Origin of the sequence: Yoonia litorea (assembly GCF_900114675.1) — a bacterium.
Lineage (GTDB): Bacteria > Pseudomonadota > Alphaproteobacteria > Rhodobacterales > Rhodobacteraceae > Yoonia > Yoonia litorea.
In genome coordinates this window covers 160,065-176,645 of sequence record NZ_FOZM01000002.1, presented here as the reverse complement: position 1 = coordinate 176,645, position 16,581 = coordinate 160,065, and the positions used below count along the sequence as shown (strand labels likewise).

Annotated in this window: 12 protein-coding genes and 1 tRNA gene; 4 read left to right on the top strand and 9 right to left on the bottom strand. The window is 54.8% G+C overall.

From position 1 onward, the window contains the following. Positions 1-25: 25 nt before the first annotated feature. Genes BM316_RS11060 through BM316_RS11050 form a run of 3 tightly spaced genes read right to left on the bottom strand, consistent with a single transcriptional unit; the run spans position 26 to position 3,722 of the window. Complete coding sequence (locus tag BM316_RS11060; RefSeq protein ID WP_090208333.1) at positions 26-886, bottom strand: glycosyltransferase family protein; 861 nt, start codon at positions 884-886, stop codon at positions 26-28. Positions 887-939: 53 nt separating this feature from the next. Continuing rightward, positions 940-1,830 (bottom strand): alpha/beta hydrolase family protein, encoded by an 891-nt coding sequence (locus tag BM316_RS11055; RefSeq protein WP_131802575.1) that lies wholly within the window; start codon positions 1,828-1,830, stop codon positions 940-942. A gap of 38 nt (positions 1,831-1,868) precedes the next feature. After that, positions 1,869-3,722 carry a glycosyltransferase family 61 protein gene (locus BM316_RS11050; RefSeq protein ID WP_090208326.1) on the bottom strand — a complete coding sequence of 618 codons (1,854 nt, stop codon included), beginning with the start codon at positions 3,720-3,722 and terminating at the stop codon, positions 1,869-1,871. A gap of 216 nt (positions 3,723-3,938) precedes the next feature. Here BM316_RS11050 and BM316_RS11045 point away from each other — a divergent pair, with 216 nt between their 5' ends. The 3 genes from BM316_RS11045 to BM316_RS11035 are packed head-to-tail and all read left to right on the top strand — an operon-like array spanning position 3,939 to position 7,935. Then, positions 3,939-5,627, top strand: a complete 1,689-nt coding sequence (locus BM316_RS11045; RefSeq protein ID WP_090208323.1) for a GT-B fold glycosyltransferase domain-containing protein — start codon at positions 3,939-3,941, stop codon at positions 5,625-5,627. After that, on the top strand, positions 5,624-7,132 hold the full coding sequence (locus BM316_RS11040) for a glycosyltransferase family 32 protein (RefSeq protein WP_090208320.1): 1,509 nt from the start codon (positions 5,624-5,626) through the stop codon (positions 7,130-7,132). Before BM316_RS11045 ends, BM316_RS11040 begins: the two co-directional genes overlap by 4 nt. After that, the gene (locus BM316_RS11035; RefSeq protein ID WP_090208316.1) at positions 7,129-7,935 is read left to right on the top strand and encodes an alpha/beta hydrolase; all 807 of its coding nucleotides are present in this window, start codon (positions 7,129-7,131) and stop codon (positions 7,933-7,935) included. The genes BM316_RS11040 and BM316_RS11035 overlap by 4 nt, the downstream gene beginning before the upstream one ends. Here BM316_RS11035 and BM316_RS11030 read toward each other — a convergent pair. The 5 genes from BM316_RS11030 to BM316_RS11010 form a co-directional block, all read right to left on the bottom strand. Beyond that, positions 7,932-8,741 (bottom strand): glycosyltransferase family 32 protein, encoded by an 810-nt coding sequence (locus BM316_RS11030; protein ID WP_090208313.1) that lies wholly within the window; start codon positions 8,739-8,741, stop codon positions 7,932-7,934. The two genes, BM316_RS11035 and BM316_RS11030, sit on opposite strands and share 4 nt — an antisense overlap. A 70-nt stretch (positions 8,742-8,811) precedes the next feature. After that, positions 8,812-11,112 carry a sulfatase-like hydrolase/transferase gene (locus BM316_RS11025; protein ID WP_090208310.1) on the bottom strand — a complete coding sequence of 767 codons (2,301 nt, stop codon included), beginning with the start codon at positions 11,110-11,112 and terminating at the stop codon, positions 8,812-8,814. A 4-nt stretch (positions 11,113-11,116) separates the two neighbouring features. After that, complete coding sequence (locus BM316_RS11020; RefSeq protein ID WP_090208307.1) at positions 11,117-11,902, bottom strand: hypothetical protein; 786 nt, start codon at positions 11,900-11,902, stop codon at positions 11,117-11,119. Next, positions 11,895-13,382 carry a hypothetical protein gene (locus BM316_RS11015; RefSeq protein ID WP_090208304.1) on the bottom strand — a complete coding sequence of 496 codons (1,488 nt, stop codon included), beginning with the start codon at positions 13,380-13,382 and terminating at the stop codon, positions 11,895-11,897. The genes BM316_RS11020 and BM316_RS11015 overlap by 8 nt, the downstream gene beginning before the upstream one ends. A 79-nt stretch (positions 13,383-13,461) precedes the next feature. Beyond that, entirely contained in the window at positions 13,462-15,219 is a 1,758-nt protein-coding gene (locus BM316_RS11010) for a glycosyltransferase family 2 protein (RefSeq protein WP_090209402.1), read from the bottom strand. A 157-nt stretch (positions 15,220-15,376) separates the two neighbouring features. Between BM316_RS11010 and BM316_RS11005 the strand changes: the two genes are divergently transcribed. Beyond that, positions 15,377-16,387 (top strand): glycosyltransferase family 8 protein, encoded by a 1,011-nt coding sequence (locus tag BM316_RS11005; RefSeq protein ID WP_090208302.1) that lies wholly within the window; start codon positions 15,377-15,379, stop codon positions 16,385-16,387. A 77-nt stretch (positions 16,388-16,464) separates the two neighbouring features. Here the strand turns inward: BM316_RS11005 and BM316_RS11000 are convergent. Next, a tRNA-Leu gene (locus tag BM316_RS11000) sits at positions 16,465-16,551 on the bottom strand. Positions 16,552-16,581: the final 30 nt, after the last annotated feature.

Genomic DNA, 16,581 nt, shown 5'->3' with positions numbered 1-16,581 from the left:
TGCGCTCCGCTCTCTGTACTCTCACTTACAAAACGCCATTGAATCGTTCTGGCAGCCGATAATTATCTGGAGGCCGTCCGCCGCCCATAAGTGTAAATGGCGGACGCAGGATACGATTGTCCAGCATCTTCCGTCGAAAATCAGGGTGATCAATGGTTTCTGACACAGGATGCTTTTTTGACAACGCCTCGAACGTCTGATCGACGCTCGCCCAGCCCCATTGCCCTTTTCGCATCTCCGCCTGTTCCTCGGCGGTCTTTCCGGCAAGGCGCCGCTCAAGGCTCTTTTTGAAGCGTCCCATGCAATAGTCGTAGTCCACAAATCGCAGATGAAAATTGTAAAGGTGCGGATCAAGATAGATGTCACTGTGATTGCCGCCGTGGCCCCCTGCTTTGAATTCAATGGGTCGGTGGACGATGCAGGGCTTGGCGTAGTTTGAGTTAAGACGATAAATCCGGCGTGGGCCAATGATGGGTTCGCCGGAAACGATGGGTGCCGGTTCGAGTTCGGGTACATGTACCATCTCGATCGCGAAAGCCGTGATCGCGCTCGGAACCTCGTCACGCGCGGCAACCTCAGCCAGGTATGCTGGCAAGTCGTCCGAGATTTGGGGATCGAGAACGATAAATTCGTCGACATCGTTGCAGATGACCCAATCGTACCCGTAGGTCAGGCCTGACGTGAATAGCGAGAGAATTTGCCAGCGCCGCTGATTGACGCTTTTCTTCAGCGCGTCGTAAGGCAGCGTGATTTCGTTGCATCCGTGAACGAGTGCGGAAACCTGCGGGTCCGCGCCATGGTTGATGACGTAGATATGTTCGTCGGGCAGAAATCTACGCCAGTGCGCGAGCCAGCGTTCGAGGAAAAAATCCTCGGTATGGACCATCGTCAGGGCGGCTATGGGGGCTTTGGTTTTTGGCAAATCAAACTCCGGAACCGCTATAGATTGCGCAATTCCGGATGAGCCTCAAGAAGCTCCCGCCGTGCCTGCATTGCGAAATGATACCGGTCTCTTTCTATGAGATGATCGTAGACCCGCAGCGCCATCGTCGGGTGATGTGATTGCGAGAGATTTGAAACAAAAGCGCGCGCCCACTTTCGAACGGTTTTGCGTTGCCTCATTGCATTCCAGAAATCCGAGCCGAGCTTGCCCTTTTCGATGAACTCCAAGAGCATTGCATCAAACGCTCCCGCCTTCATAACGGTCCGTACGGCCTCATGCGTGCTATTTGGGACTGGAGCCAACTGCACGTGCGGGCCGCGCATCCTCATCGCATGTTGTTTGTCAGTGGCGTCGAACGGGTCAAAAACGATAGTCACTGATGGAATGTCGGGAATTGCGTCGGCCGCGTCGATAAAGGCGGGTTCGGTCCAATCGCTGTTTTTGACGGCCCAAGGAAATCTTGTCTCAAACGGGGCGATCCTTTTATTCATTGTTGACTGAGGCGAGAGCGCCAAGACGCGTGCACCCGAAACAAGAGGTGCATAATTCAAAGCTGCAAATGCTCCCATTGAAGCACCGATAAAGACGACTGTTTCGAAAGTTTGAAAGAAGCCCTGATCAGAGAGGGTTTGAATCAGATGATCAGCGTCCGTGCCCCGAAACCAGTCCTTGCGCCTGCTCTGAACACCGAGGATGGAAAACCCCAAATCTGCAACCTGTCGGGCGATCCAGGGCATCCGAGGATAAGGATCATCAAGCGTCGCCAAATTGTCGAAAGACACAACCAGAACCGGCGACCGCGGTTCGAACCACAGGTAAGACGATTTTCCAATGACCCGGAATGCATTGTCTGGCTTTGCGTCCCGCATGGAGATTTCGTCAGGCATGCTCGTATCCTGGGGCGGTTCTGCGGGGATTTGCGACATTACGGACCCTCAAGCGGCACAAGTGGACCAAGCTCGGCAGGACGGTTTTCCAGTTCTTGCGCAATCTGATCGACCCCGAACGAAGGCGCAGGAGCGCCGCTTTTCAAAAAGCCGCATTCACGCAAGGAGTCTCCCAACCCAACGAAATCCAGTTCACCGTAGGAACTGTAGTCGATCCGCTGAAAATGCTCGCGGACCCACATTTTCTCAATGTGATCCATCACGTGAACTTCTGCCCCGCTAAATCTGCGGACCTGCTCAGCCATGCGTTCCTGAATTGTTGAGGTTCTGCGTTTCACAATAGCGACTTTCGCATCTGGACGCAGCGCAAAAGAGGCAAAATGGAGCGGCGATCCATCAAGCGAAATGATGTAGCGCGCCGCTGCGTAGCGGCTGAGTTGTTCTTCGGCGCTGTGCTGTTGAGGATGGAAGATCTCGTAGCCATTTTCAGCAAGAAACGCCTCTAGTGATGTTTCGCCGAATATGCCGCCACGTTTGGCGTTTAACTTTGACCGCGAAATGTAAATGCGATCGCCACCTTCAGGCGTGATCTGAGATGACACGCGATTGCGCACGAAATCGATGTATTCACGGCTGCCGAGCATACGTGATTGGTGCCCAAAGCCGGGCTCAGGGACGATAAGCTTGTCAACAATTGCCGGACCCGTCAGGGGTGTGATGGGCGTTTCTCCAGCGAAAAGATTCAGAATCGGCCCGTACTTCCTGCGCGTGCGCCAGATGGTTCTCGGGCCGTAGGGGATGAACAGGACGCCATCAATTTTTCCAAAGTTCTTTGCCAAAGCCCACAGCCTCGCAGTCGACTCTGCCAAGAAATGCCCGAAGTGTGGGTGTAGCCAGCCACCGTATATGTATGTCCCTTTGAGTTGTTTGAGCGGACCCGCCATCCGCTCAGTTTCGGGGGCGAGCATCGGGCGCCTGATCCATTTGAATTCCGCCGAAAGGATGCTGAACTGACCGATCTCATCAGTCACACCACACGATTGTGCCTCTGGGTCTGGGGGGAAGACGCGCGCGTTCGGAATGACGTCGAACCGGTCCTTGAGAACATCCTGATGATATAGCGGCAAGCGCACGTTGTGTGTCTTGATTGGTTTCAAGGTCTCGTCTTGTCTTACATCAGCGATAACGTCCCAGCCAAGCAAAGCGGTGCTTGTATTTCTGACAGCTTGAACAGCAATCTTGCGTCGCCCCTTTCGCGCGATCCGGACCTCCCCTACCTTCGCATGCCGCAAAGACGAACTGGTGATCACCGGTGAAACTTGTGGCGGCTCCGTCTTTTTCATTCCGCCAACCGCGTCAAAGAGGGGTGCACGCAGCGCATAGGCGTTCAGGTCAGCAATCGCGACAGAAAGGCGAGCCGCAGTTGAATTTGACCTGTTGGACGCCTTCTGGATTTCCTCTCTAAAGCGCGCGCGACCACGCGAAGAACAGATCAGAATGGCCTTTGCATGCGCCATCGATGAAACACGATAATAGTCGGTGTCGTGAACTTCGACTAAAGCGAGGCCGTCATAAGCATTTGTGCCGTAGGCCTCCCGGTTCTCTGATGTGTTCGGAAGCGTCCCAGCGTTAGCAGTTGCAAGCAAAATGACGTCGGCCCCTTCAGGGATTGATGGCAAAACCGTTTCATCACGCACCAGGCGTTGATCGTCCTGAACGATCAGAAAGATCTGCCCTTCGGTTTGGTCAAAGCCACGCGCGAAAGCACTTGCTTCACGCTTGTTGGCGCTGCGCTTTTCAGCGCCCTTCACGAACTCAGGTGTTATCCCGACTTGTTTGAGGTCGTCTCCGATGGCCTTGCTTCGATCATCAGCAGGCGAAACCGTAACCACTACAGTTGCTATTTCCCGAAGATCTAGGCCCAAAGCACCATCCGTTTCTCAATCACCTCGGCAGGGCGAACAAGCGTCGCATCGAGATACCGGATACTCTTTATTTTGGCTGCCGAGTGCAATCAATCCGATCGGCCGCGTCCCGGGTTTCCGCGCAGACTTCCAAACACAGTGTGCTTTGGGCTACACGTGACTGAATTGGGATGAACGGAACATATGCCAAGCTTTACTGTATTTTTCACGTTCGACTCAGCAGAGCGGCTTTACACAGCCTGTCATCTGGCCGCATCCGTCAGAACGCATCTGCCGCCGGATGTAACACTCATAGGCTATTGTCCGGCCGGTGCACTCAATCAAATGGGGAAAGATCTGCGCGAAGTTATGCGAAGGCTCGGGTGCAAACTTCAAGAACTGCCAGAGGCGGTAAATTTCGTCCCAAACTACCCCGACGGGCTGAAGATCACTGCTTCAGTGGCGCCAAAAGAAACCGATTTTTCGATGTATCTCGACACCAACACGGTGTTTCTGCGTCAGCGTGCGATTGAAGAACTTGTGAGCGAGGCTCAAATCGGCGTGGTGCCAGCGGAAGATCAAGGATGGACCGACCAGACCATCTGGACCGACATCTATGGCGTCTTCGATTTGGCCGTTCCCGATGAAGATCTGGCGGCTACAAAAACCGCTGCCAGCAATGCTGGGCCATTTCTTGATACAGGCGTGATTGTCATCGACGAGACCTACCGAACAGCGGACGGCAAACGATTTGCAGATGTTTGGATGGAAACCGCGCAGACTATAGATCGACATAGTTTCATCCCGCACAAACGCCCTCATCTTGATCAGATGTCACTGCCTGTCGCCATCGCCCGCGCTGGGATGACTTGGAAACATTTTAACGACCGCTTCAGGCTGACCATTGATGGGAAGACGAAGCACCGCAATTTGCCCAAGCCGGTCCTTCTACACTATCAAAACCGTGAAGTTCTCGGCGCAGATGGTCGCAAGAAAGATCTGGACGAGATGCTGAAGAAACAGATCGGCACGCACCTTGTCAGGCGTGTTTTTGACGTACCCGAGCATCGCAGCTTACCGCTACGAATCAATCCCAAAGGTGAAGTCCAGCCAAAAACAGCAGCCGGCATTCAGGTGCCTGATCCGTCGAAAGCGCAAATTGCGCTTGTCACAGTAGCGCGCGAAGCTGATGAGGCGCTCGGACGATGGTACAGATATTATGTGCGCCTCTTTGGCGACCGAAGTCTTTATATTTTGTGTCCCGACAACGCAAAAGACATCGCTGTGCGGTGTGGTGATGCGAACATCATACCATTGCCTCAACAGATCGATGAACAGGCTGTCTTAAGTGCGGCTGGGAGTTTTGCATCGGGTCTGACCCTATACTTCAATTGGGTCGCGTTCATTGGCATAGATGAGTTTCTGATCGTCGATCCGCTCACGGCGAGCGACTTGTCACATTACCTGTCAGACCTTGCAGCAAGCGGTCGCGTCCCGAAGATTTCAGCGCCGCTGGGCTTCGAGCTTGTGAATAGTCCAACCGAAAGACCTGTCTTTGCGCGTGTTTCGTCGAATGTGCAGAAGCCTTGCATGACGCGGGGACGCATTGATTTCGACGAGGACGGTAAAGCCTGCAGCAATCGGAGTTTCGCGGTTGACCCGCAGATTTGCCTTGTAAAGATGACGGACAACGCAGAGGCGGAAGGTGTGGATGCGAGTCCCCTCATCGACATGGAACTCAAGGAAGTAAGACGCGCATTAATCGAGTCCAAGTCGCCCGCCGGATCGGGGTTCTGGCGGATTGCACCGATCAATGACCCGAAGGTCTATCGACTGCCCGCGCGGATCAGCGATATGCTTGCCGCCATCGCATCACCTGAAGGCACCCCATGACTGCAATTCCAAAGCGATTGGGCCACATCTGGATTGGTCCCAAACCCGCGCCAGTCAACTGGATGAACACGTGGCCCGAAAAACACCCTGACTGGGAATACACGGTCTACGACAATGATTTCCTGACCGGGTTTCCCTTTCGCTTGAGAAAGCAGATCAACGAATATTTCTGGCGCGGCCTCTATGCCGGAGTGCAAGATATGATGCGCTACGAAATTCTCTATCGGTTTGGCGGCTTTATGGCGGACGCGGATGCAATCTGTTTGCACCCAGTCGATGAACTGCTTGATCAAAAGCGCGCCTACACGGTCTATGATCGTCCTGAGACTGATAAATTTCGCGGGGTCTGCCCAATCCTTGCGTGCGAACCTGGCAACCCGTTTGTCGGGAAGATCATTGAGACACTGGCATCTGTCCCTCCAGAAGCCCTGCGGAAAGCGGAGGTGTCGACCGGCAACCGCTTTCTGATGAGCAAGATCAGGGAATGGCAGCCGAACGAAGACGATCTGAAAATCTGGCCTACACACTACTTCGTGCCATGGCAAAAAAGCGACCCTGACGCCTACTATGACGGCCCGGACAAGGTCTATGCCGAGCAGAAGTGGGCGACGTCCATGTATTCCTACAACCGCGAGGATGGGCCTAGCGACGTGACATTCTCGGCCGCGGAAGTCGAGAGCAATCGCAATAGAGTTCTGGAACAACTTGCTGGCGGATCCCGACGGCCGCTGTCGCCGCTGCGTGATCTGGACGAGCCGAAATTGGACGACGTTGGACGCTACGCTGATCGTGTCAAAGCAGTGCTCGCCTCTGATGATGGCAAAGCCGATTTGGCACGCCTGAACACCGCTGTGGTGGCAAGCCTGAAAGCCTCAGGCTTCAAAAACCAACCCGTGCATGGGTTGCATTTCTACCGCCATATGCAGAACACGTCTTTGATTGGTAGCAAGCTCAGAACACGATCTGACGCGATCCGAGCACGGTTGCTTGGGTGGCTGGCGCAGGCAAAGGATGCTTTGGTGATCGGTTATGATGCCGGACATCTTCCCCTTGTGGCGATGCACCTTAACCCTGATTTGCGGATATGTGCGATCGACAGCGGCAAATGGCGCCGTGACAAAGATCGCAACCCTCCGGCGACGCAAGTTTATGTTCCGGCAGCAGCAAATTGGCTGAATGCGCGATTTCCCGAAGCCGTCTCTGCATCAGTTGGGATGGAAGCTGAGCATCTGACAAACATGTCCCAAGACGCTGCAAACCATCGCCGCTTCGATCTACTCTTGATGCCTGCAAGTGACGTCACCAGTCTTTCAGTCCTCAAAGCCGCGTTGCCACTTCTGAAAGAGGACGCTGTCGTTGTGACGGCCAGTGCGCAACATCTGACTGGTGCAACGCAAGCCACCCGATTTCTGATGCAAGACCTCGCCTGCTGCCCAATCGAGCAACATGATTACGGGACGCATAACGGGTCCATGAGTGCATTTCGGCCCATAGCAGTCCGATGACTGATCAGATTGCAATCCAGCCCATAGAATTAAGTTATGCCCCACCTCATCTGGCGCTCGATTTGTGGCGTCCTGAGAAGGATTATAGAGGCTTGGTGGTCCATGCGCATGGGGGCGGTTTTGTGCATGGCTCCCGCGATGATCGTATTGCGCGGGCCTACGGACCGTTGTTGTCGGCCCGCGGCATCGGTTTTGCCAGTATCTCCTATCGAAAAGGGGGTGCGCCGCGCCGTGCATTTGAACCCAAGGCGCTTGAGCGTATCAGCGCCGCATCAAGCAAGAGCGCAGCCTTCTACCCGAACGTGAGGGAAGGCTTATTCGGGCCTGCACTCTACCGGGCGGCTGTGGACTTCGGAAAAGCAGTTGCGTTTCTGCGGTCTGAGGAGGCTTTGGGATTGAAAGGCTGTTCCTGGGTGGCGATGGGCAACTCCTCTGGCGCATTGGCGGCCATCGGAGTTGCGCACGGACTAGAAGGACTCGAGCCTCAACCGGGGGTGCAGCGGCCAAAGAAATGCATCGCCATTGCGAGCGTAGCACCACAACCTTGGGTGCTGTCACAGGATGGTCCCCCTGTAAGTCTTCTATGCGCGAGAGGCGATCAGGTCTTCCCGAGAAATGATATCAGCCGACTTGATGCATTCATTGATGCCAATGCGCTGCCGGTGACAATCAATCGAATTCCTTATGGTCAGCATATGCGGCCTGTCAGAGAGGTTTTAACCGATAACCGCGGCGAACTGACCGGATGGGCGGAATGGCTGGTGAATGAAATAGAGTCAGCACTCCCACGAACCGACGGCTAGCCCAAGGCCTCACCGGGATCGATTCCGACTTCCTTGCACATACGCCACGCATAGCTGTTTTTGAGAGGCTTGTGCTTACGCCACCAAGGTTTCGTGCCGTTGGTATAAAGATGGACTGACACAGTCTGGTCCGTGAACCAGCCTTCAACCCGCCCGTGGGGGTCATAAAAAATATCGTTGAGTTGGAATGGCACCGGGTAAAGAACATCCGGTGTCATCGCCTTGTCGAAATCACCTGTTTGCTTGGCGAAGTGCGTAAATGCCTGTGGTCCGAATGCGGTGCGTTCGGTTTTGTATATCTTGACCGCGTGGGACTCATTGCCCTTTTGGCGGTCCATTTTCTTGCGTTGGTTGGCATTCCACCAAGCGGGATAGTCGGGAAGATTGTCGTAGTAATCAATCAACTGTTCGATGAGTTCACACTGTCTTGGCAGGCCGACCACGCCACAATTCAATGCCCCGCGCATGCCGTGTCCAGCATAGATCCACTTCCATTCGTCCGGGAAAGGCTTATGACAGAAGGCGTCGCAGTCGATCCAGATGGCGCCTGTCTTCTGGATCATTTTGTAGCGAAAGACGTTGGACAAAAACGAAGCTGACGTCGCTTCAACAATGTCCATCGGAACATCCATGATTTCGGAAGCGGGCCGGATCTCGACACCATCCGGCGCGTTCGTCACCGTGTCTGTGCAGTAAAGCGTGACAGGATGCCCATGTCGAAGATGCGATTTCAGGCAGAGTTGGTTGAGATATTGAAGCCGGTCTCCGATCCACAGAGAGGCGACAGGTCGGCGGTCGAGGGGCATCGCATTTGCCTTGGTCGGTTGGGAATAATTTAGCGAGACTATCCCCATTTCTGGGGAATGTGCAAAGGGATTAGGTGCTTAGAAGCAGTTGATCCTTGATATGATCCGGCTCGCGCACACCGGTGATTTCCACGATGGACAGACCGCAGCGCAGGCGGACGCGGCCCTTCTCGAAGAGTTGCACGTTTGGTCGTTTTGGCCAGTCGCTCAGATCGTAGATTTGTTCCGGCGCCCAGCTGCGAATGATGGTAATCCCGCCATAGCCAATCCGAAATGTGACAGCACCACTGCCGGGATCAATTTGATTCACACCGGTTCCCACGACAACAACGTCGTCACCGTGGGACAGAGAAATCAGGTTCTGGCCCGGACCGGTGTCAACAAAGGATGATCCGTCACCGTCATAAATACGGTCATTCCCGTGACCGCCATAGAGTTTGTTGTTTCCGCGTCTGCCATGGATAACGTCATCCCCGGTTCCGCCATCCAGAAGGTCGTTGCCCGGTCCACCAGACAAATAGTCGTTGCCAGCTTCGCCGTAAAAGTAATGGCGCGCGTTATCCATCGTGGCTTTCGCAATCAACTGATCGTCGCCAGCGCCGCCATAGAATGTCGCGCCACCGTATTTAGGCCCGAACATGATGTCGTCTTTGGTTGAACCCTTCACGTCGACGGTGACACGCTCTGAGGTTTCAAATTCAATCGGACTGTCAGGGTGGGCAACAATCTGGATGGTCTTGGCTGAGCTTCCGTCGGATTCTTTGCGTGAAACCACCGTCGCGATGCGGATCTTCTCAACATTGGCGGGACAGTGAAGGACATAGTCGTCCGGACCCGCCATGTACCAAAGCGTGTCTGTCCCGCCGTCCTTGTCCTCACTGATTTTTTCCGCGTCGCTGCCATAGGCCCAATAGTGGTTGTCAGCGCCACCCCCTGCCAGAACCACACTACCGTCAACCGCCATCATCGCATTGACGCCTTTGGCGGGGTTTTCGAACCCGCGCAGGTCCAGACCGAGTTCAAGTGCCCCACTGACGAGTTCGTTGCGCAGGAAATCCATAGGCGCACTCTCGATGAGGTTGGTCGTCTCGCCGGGATCGCTGACGATGTCGTAGACGTGTTCTTCGCCGTTGGGATACCGAAAATAGCGCAAATGCTCGTAGCCTTCGACCGACGGCCTGACCGACAACGTGCCAAAAACACATGTGACTGGGGACTTGCTTCGGTCAAAGTGTCCGAATGATGGGTCGATCAACGGCAGAAGGCTTTGACCGCTTGTCCAATCTGGCCTTGGCGGCAGATCGGCAAGCTGCATGATCGTTTTGGGGATGTTGTGAAGCGATACAGGAAGCGCGATCTCCTGCCCGCCATTCATGCCAGCGTGCCAGATACCGAGCGGAATATGTGCTGCACTGTCCCACTGGCTCATCTTGTGAAAACTATCGTGATTGCCAAGATTGAAACCGTTGTCAGACAGAAATACGACAGTGGTATTCTCTGCGATCGGTGAGGCGCGCAAGGCATCAAGGAAACGCCCGATTTCATGGTCAACATGAGAAATCGCGGCGAAGTAGGCGCGGACGACTTGTCGCCAAGCCTCGTCCCCTGATTTTTCCGGTGTCCAGCGCCCATTGGCGATGTAGGCTGCTTCGTAAACCGCAAAACCCGGCTGTGGTCCGTGGTAATCTTCTTCCGCCGCAATCGTGGGCCACTTGATGCCGCGCACGTCATACTGCTGATAGAACCTGTCGGGGCAATCAAGGTTGTAGTGCGGATGCTTAAAGCCGAGTTGAATCAGGTTCCGCCGGTTCGGGTCCACACGCTTGAGGAAATCAATCGCGTTTTGAGCAACCTGAAAGTCATAGAACTTGTCGTCCTGTGAGCCGTCGTCATCGGGGTGGTTTACACCACGAATGCCCGGCCCGCGTCCAAGGTAGTCATGCACCCTTTCACGTTTGCTATTGTCGACGGCGCGGCAGTCTTCATGAAACAGGATGCGTTGGTATTCTGCTGGCATAGGGCGGTAGTTGGCATCTACTTTACCGGTCGTGAAATTGTAAAAGCCAGCCCGTCTCAGGTCGTAGGCCCAAGCCTTCTCGGGTGGGTAGATATCGCGCCAGAACCGGTTGAGATCGACCAGACCGCTGCGAAATGGCGATATGCCTGTCGCAAGCTCAGCACGGCATGGTGCGCAAAGCGGCACTGTCGCATAAGCGTTCGTGAACCTCACACCTTCTGCCATGAAGCGATCAAGGTTGGGGGTCTGGATCGTAATTCCGAACGTGTCGCGCCAAGTGAAGACATCAATCATGTCATCCACCCAAATGGCGCAGATATTCCCGCCCTTTACGCTTTCGGCAGTAAAGGCCATGGCGTCAGTGCTCCCAAAGGAAATAGCGTTTTAGGTCTGTATAGGCTTTTGCGTCCTCAGCGCCCCGCGGAATCAACAGCGCGTGTTTGGGCCAGAACAGAACATCAAGAACTGTCGCGCCACCCAAAGTTTTTTTGAGCCCGCTACGATTGCTGCGGCATCCGATAAAGAGATCAGCCTCGGTACGCATACCTGCATCAGCGCCATGAGCAACGACAGGCGTTGACAAATTTTCCGCAACGGCCAAGGTGTTGCCGGACAAGGTAACAATCGCCATGCGAACACGGTCCGATGGAGAGGTGACAGGAGCCAAGACTTCGACAGCGCCACGCGTATCTTTCGCAGTGAAAAAATCGCCAGCGTCAGACAGAAAGACATAATTGCTGTCGGCGTCGCTGCCACCAGAATAGCCGGTGTTGACGGTCACAAGCGTCTTTGATTGCCCATCCGGTGCGGGCCGATAGAGAACCGCCATTGAGAAGGTGCCTGCGTTTTCCGTGATGTTCGGGACAACAAGTCCACAATTGGTTTCAGGGATGCACTGTAACCCAACCAGAGCTTCAGACTTAAAGAGCCGCCCGTTGCCCTCGTTAGGCTCAGCGGGTGTCGCTGTCTTGTGGCCATCAATACTCTGCCATTTCTGGATTGCACCGGTCTCGTCATCAACCTCGAAGCTTTCCCTGTCTCCATGAAGCCAGACTGCGCCCGTACGTTGCAGCTGGCTGGCGAATGTCTCGCGTGCACCGCCCAAAAGGGCGCCATCCGGCAGGGATTGGTCCAGCTTAAGCATCGGAGGCCCCCGGCTGTAGCGGTAACAGACAGGGAAGCGCCCAACGGTTCAGAACGCGGCCTGTCTTGCTTTCCAACTGCCAGGTATCCCTGACAACACCACAATTTGCCGGATAACTGCCATCGCGGGGTGCTGCACCAAACGCGTAGGCGATTTGCACACCTTCACCCTCTGGCCGCGCCGAAAGTCGCAGATGCAAGGCCTTCGAGTCATCTGGGTCGACGCTGACGTCCGTCACATCAACGGGATTGTCAGCATACAGCACGCGAAAACCCCCACCGGCCCCGGCATCGAAAGGATCGTATTGATCAACAACAAGATCAGTCATCGACTGTGCGACGACTTTAATCACCTTGGGATCGCCCGTTCGTTCGGCCAGATAGAATGTCGGGCATTGCCAGTTTTCGGGATCAGCGATAGCTGCAGCCGTCATTTCAGCCATCTCGCGGCGCGCGTCCGTCGTTGCGCGTTCAAATCTGTCGTGCGCAAACATGTAGCTCGGGGCAGAATACAAAAAGCGATGTGACCCGTGGTTCCAAGCCAGTTCCCACTGCCCCTCAATCGCCGCAGCTTGTGTGATTTCAGCCGTTCCGCTTTCCATCCGTGCGACAAAAACAGGATTTTCAAACCCGAGTTTGAAAAGCGCATCTTCAGCGCGACCCATGACCGACAGCATCCCATCTCGGTAAGCAACCGCGTCATCCGATGTATCTTCTAGGCTGTAGTCCAGGTGGACGCACATCAGCTTGGGTTTTTTTCCCATGCGTTTGGCGGCCAAAGTAAGGTTGCTGGCAGCGGCTACAAAGTTCTCAAACGCCTTTCCGTTGGCAAGTTGTGCGGATGTTGCTGAGCTGTCGGTTTCCACCCGGGTCATGAAAACAGGAAAAGCCGCGTATTTTTCCTGCTGCCAACGAATGAAGGTTTCTGCGACCAGCGCCTCGTGGGTGACCTCGCGCAGATGTTCAAGCGTATCGACGGATTTGGCATCCTCGACGCCTGCATGTCCAACTGCGCCGATGTCGTCTGCTGGTGCCGTGATATGCTGCGGATAATGTGAGGCTTCACGGGTTGCGATGGCCGCGCGCGGACCGCCGAGGCCAAGAATCCCGACGAGCGGGCCCGGTGCATCACCTAGAATATCGCCGCCGTCGCCGAGCCTGCGAAACCCGCGAACACCTTGATCGCCTGGAAGGTTGGCTGCAAAATATAGCCACTCCCCGTCTTGCCGCACCTCCCAAGCGTCGATGCCTTCCAGATGCTCATGTGGATCGACACGGATGCTGGAAGGTTTCTGGCTATCAGACCGTTCTGACGTAGGCGGAATGCGATGATCCAGGCGCAGTGCGATATCGTCGATCACCTTGTCAGAAAGGCGCATGACCAACCCGGTCGGGTCATAGCGGATCACATCGCCGTTGCGCGAAACAACGACCACACCATGGCCTGCTATTGCTTTTGTGTCGTCTGGTTCTTCTGCCAAAGCTTGCCCTGTTTTTGGTGGATTATTCAGTCAAAGCACATCTGAAACCAACGGGCGATGCAACGCAAGTTATTGAAGGCTAGATTGACTTATCGAACTGCAGCGATCCAGCGCTTGCACGCCCTTCGGTTTCCAAAAAGCCGTTATCCTTGAGTATTGGCGCATAGTCTGTGCGATAACGATCCTCGGTCGCCGTGTCGTGGAATGGTATGATCACACGCCGGACGGATTCCAGGTCAGCCTTCGCGAGAGCGTCTGGTGGCAGATCTGGCGCGTGAGACAGGCGCAAAGCGTCCGGTTTAAAGTCCCGCAGGTAGGCAGCCAATCCCGACGCGGCACCGTCACGATCTGCCGGAAGGAATAGATCAGCATCCGATAGCTTGAGCCGCGCTGTACTGGCCATCCCATTTCGCGCTGCGATATCTTTTGCAATTCTGATCAGCCCCTTGCGATAGTCCTGCGCCATCACGACAAGCTCGTCAGTCTCGCGCAGCGCTTTGAGAGGAATGAAGCCGACACCAGTCCCGATGTCCAAGAGCCTTTTCATACCGACAAGATAGCTGCCGATATTGCGCGCATGACGTCGGTCGAACCGACCTGTCAGAACGCTGTTGAGGCTATCAGGATGAAAGATGCGCGGGTCGGTAGGCAGTGCAATTTCATGATTGGGCACCCAGTCAACTGTGTTGTCTCCAGAAACCTCTATCGCACCTTGGACGTAATGATCGCCAGCCGCGTCGCCCCACCCTGCCACATTGGGCTGGCGGCGCTCGGTTTTCGGCTGGTTTCCGACATTTCGTTCAACGCGGCTCATCAAGGCGGCGATCTTTGCCGGGTCGCGTGCAACAGGCGGTTTCGCAACGACCTGAGTGATAGGCACATTGCTGGCCTCAATCAGGGCATCACGCAATTGGCAATAAGCATCGGTGGCTTTGTAGGCTGCAAGTTTCGCTTCAATCGCGTCAAGCGCGGCAAAGTGCAGGCGGTTCAGAACGGGATCAGTCAACAATTCATCCATGATGGCCTGTCGCATTGCAGCGTGGCGCAAAATGGCTTTGTCTTCGACCTCGTTGCGGTCCTGAAGTGCCCAATAGTCGGCGTTATACTTGTCTTTCTTGTTGTTGACGTTACCCCGGAACTTCCTGACCGCGTATGCATCGACCGACTTGACCGCGTAGTGGTTCATCTGCGCCCAGTCGTATCCAAGGGTTCGCCTGATCGAGCGCCAACCGCGAAACTTGAAATAGTCCTCCATCGGATCGCCAGACCCATTGAGCCATTTCACCGTCTCGGGAAATTCCGTCTCAAGCCATCTGTTTTTGATTGAAGGCCGGTGTATTCCAAGCTTCCAATATGTCGGATCAAATTTGAAAAGAGTTTTGACACCCCAGCCCTTGTTCCAGAGTTCCGGAGCCGCGCGGAGGTACTGTTCGGTGACAGGCGCACGAGACCATGCAACCTGTCCTCCTGATCCGAATATGCGCCATGTGATGACAATGCCGTTTGCATCCCGCGCCACGGCATCTGTGATCATGCCATCAACTGTGCCAGAGGGATGCTTGACTGCCAGAAACTCATCAGCATCCAGCAAGATCATCCAGTCCGACGCTCTGACGAGTGGTTCAGCCTGCGCATGTTTGATCGCTGAAGGTTGCGGCTTGCCACCCTCTGGGACCCTGTTTGGGCGATGGTGCCCAAGCCCCAGTTCTTCAAGGCGCATCAGCATCTCGACCGTGCCGTCGGTACAGTCGTTCGTGTAGACAAGAATATCTGTAAAGCCGACCGCCAGATGATGGGCAAACCACTCCAACAGGAAAGGCGCTTCGTCCTTCATCATCGATACGGCCATAATTGTGCCGTGAGAACTGTTTGGTTTGAGGTGGTGCATCGGGTTTACTGCTTTTGCGTTCACGTCATTATGCCAGCCAAGGCAAAGAATACAGTCCCTGGCTTGGATTAGCGTACGTCAGCAGAGTGGGGCGGATGGACTGACCATGATGAAACCGAAAAAACAGCTCGCGGTTTGCCTGTGCTCGGATGCCAACATGATCTGGCAATCACTCTTTGCGTTGGGAAGGCTGATCGCACTGAATGACGGACCTGACGTGCACTTCTTCCTTTTTCACAGCGCATCTTTTGATGAACGATACCGTAGCGCGGTGCCGCAAGGGGTCACTTTGATCAAACAGTCAGCACCCGTCGACGGAAACAGGTCTGAACCGGGGCTGCCAACGCTGACATCGGGACACTTCCTCAGGCTTGCCGCCTTGGAGCAACTGTCAGAGGAATTTGAAAGGGTCGTTTATTTTGACTCTGACATTTTTGCCAGATGGGGCAGTGTCGCCCATTTATCGCTGATTGAAATGGCGGACCGGCCTCTTGCCGCCGTAAGGGACGTATCGCTCTGGCAAGGCAAACCGATTGGCAAGCACAGGGACTATCATCGGTCACTGCCCGCAAAGGTGCGTGGAAACTACTTCAATTCCGGCATGCTCCTCGTCAATTCAGATGCTTTCCGGTTAGAGGAAATTGGACGGCGTGCCGCAACCTATTGGACCGAAAATCCGGAAACCTGCCGCTTCGGCGACCAGTCAGCGCTCAACCGTGTCGTTGACGGTAACTGGATCGAGCTTTCGCCAAGCTGGAACTGGCAGGCAATCCTGCCCTATCAACCACTGATCGCCTCCCGCAACCCGCGGATCGTGCACTTCATCGGCCGCAACAAACCATGGGTCGATCCGCTGGCGCATCAGGAGGAAATCTATTGGTACAAGATGCAGTTGTTTTTGCGGGAAAATAGTCTGCATGATGAAATAGATGCACATCGGCGGGGCTTTCGCCAGCCAGTTGAAGAGCGGAAAAGGTTCAGAGTGTTGCGCGATCTCGCAGGTGATGTCTTTGAGACGCGTAAGAGGCTGCAGCACTACTTTGATCGAGACGATTTTGCCGACATCAGCGCAGGTTTGCAGACCTATCGCACAGACGATCTGACGATGGACTGCTGAGTCGGGTCGCTTCAGTCAAGGCAAGCGCAAACGAATGCCAGCCCGTCCGGCAGATGATGGGAAAAGAACTTTGGAAATGGTGCCCAGGAGAGGACTCGAACCTCCACGTCCATACAGACACCAGCACCTGAAGCTGGCGCGTCTACCAATTCCGCCACCTGGGCACAGGGTCGGTGAAGCGCGATTTACGCTTG

What these genes read in the sequence shown, in the direction of transcription:
- BM316_RS11030 (WP_090208313.1), bottom strand. Translation starts at nt 8,741, where the DNA reads ATGCCCCTCGACCGCCGACCTGTCGCCTCTCTGTGGATCGGAGACCGG.
- BM316_RS11005 (WP_090208302.1), top strand. Translation starts at nt 15,377, where the DNA reads ATGATGAAACCGAAAAAACAGCTCGCGGTTTGCCTGTGCTCGGATGCC.
- BM316_RS11040 (WP_090208320.1), top strand. Translation starts at nt 5,624, where the DNA reads ATGACTGCAATTCCAAAGCGATTGGGCCACATCTGGATTGGTCCCAAA.
- BM316_RS11010 (WP_090209402.1), bottom strand. Translation starts at nt 15,219, where the DNA reads ATGATGAAGGACGAAGCGCCTTTCCTGTTGGAGTGGTTTGCCCATCAT.
- BM316_RS11060 (WP_090208333.1), bottom strand. Translation starts at nt 886, where the DNA reads ATGGTCCATACCGAGGATTTTTTCCTCGAACGCTGGCTCGCGCACTGG.
- BM316_RS11055 (WP_131802575.1), bottom strand. Translation starts at nt 1,830, where the DNA reads ATGCCTGACGAAATCTCCATGCGGGACGCAAAGCCAGACAATGCATTC.
- BM316_RS11025 (WP_090208310.1), bottom strand. Translation starts at nt 11,112, where the DNA reads ATGGCCTTTACTGCCGAAAGCGTAAAGGGCGGGAATATCTGCGCCATT.
- BM316_RS11045 (WP_090208323.1), top strand. Translation starts at nt 3,939, where the DNA reads ATGCCAAGCTTTACTGTATTTTTCACGTTCGACTCAGCAGAGCGGCTT.
- BM316_RS11020 (WP_090208307.1), bottom strand. Translation starts at nt 11,902, where the DNA reads ATGCTTAAGCTGGACCAATCCCTGCCGGATGGCGCCCTTTTGGGCGGT.
- BM316_RS11035 (WP_090208316.1), top strand. Translation starts at nt 7,129, where the DNA reads ATGACTGATCAGATTGCAATCCAGCCCATAGAATTAAGTTATGCCCCA.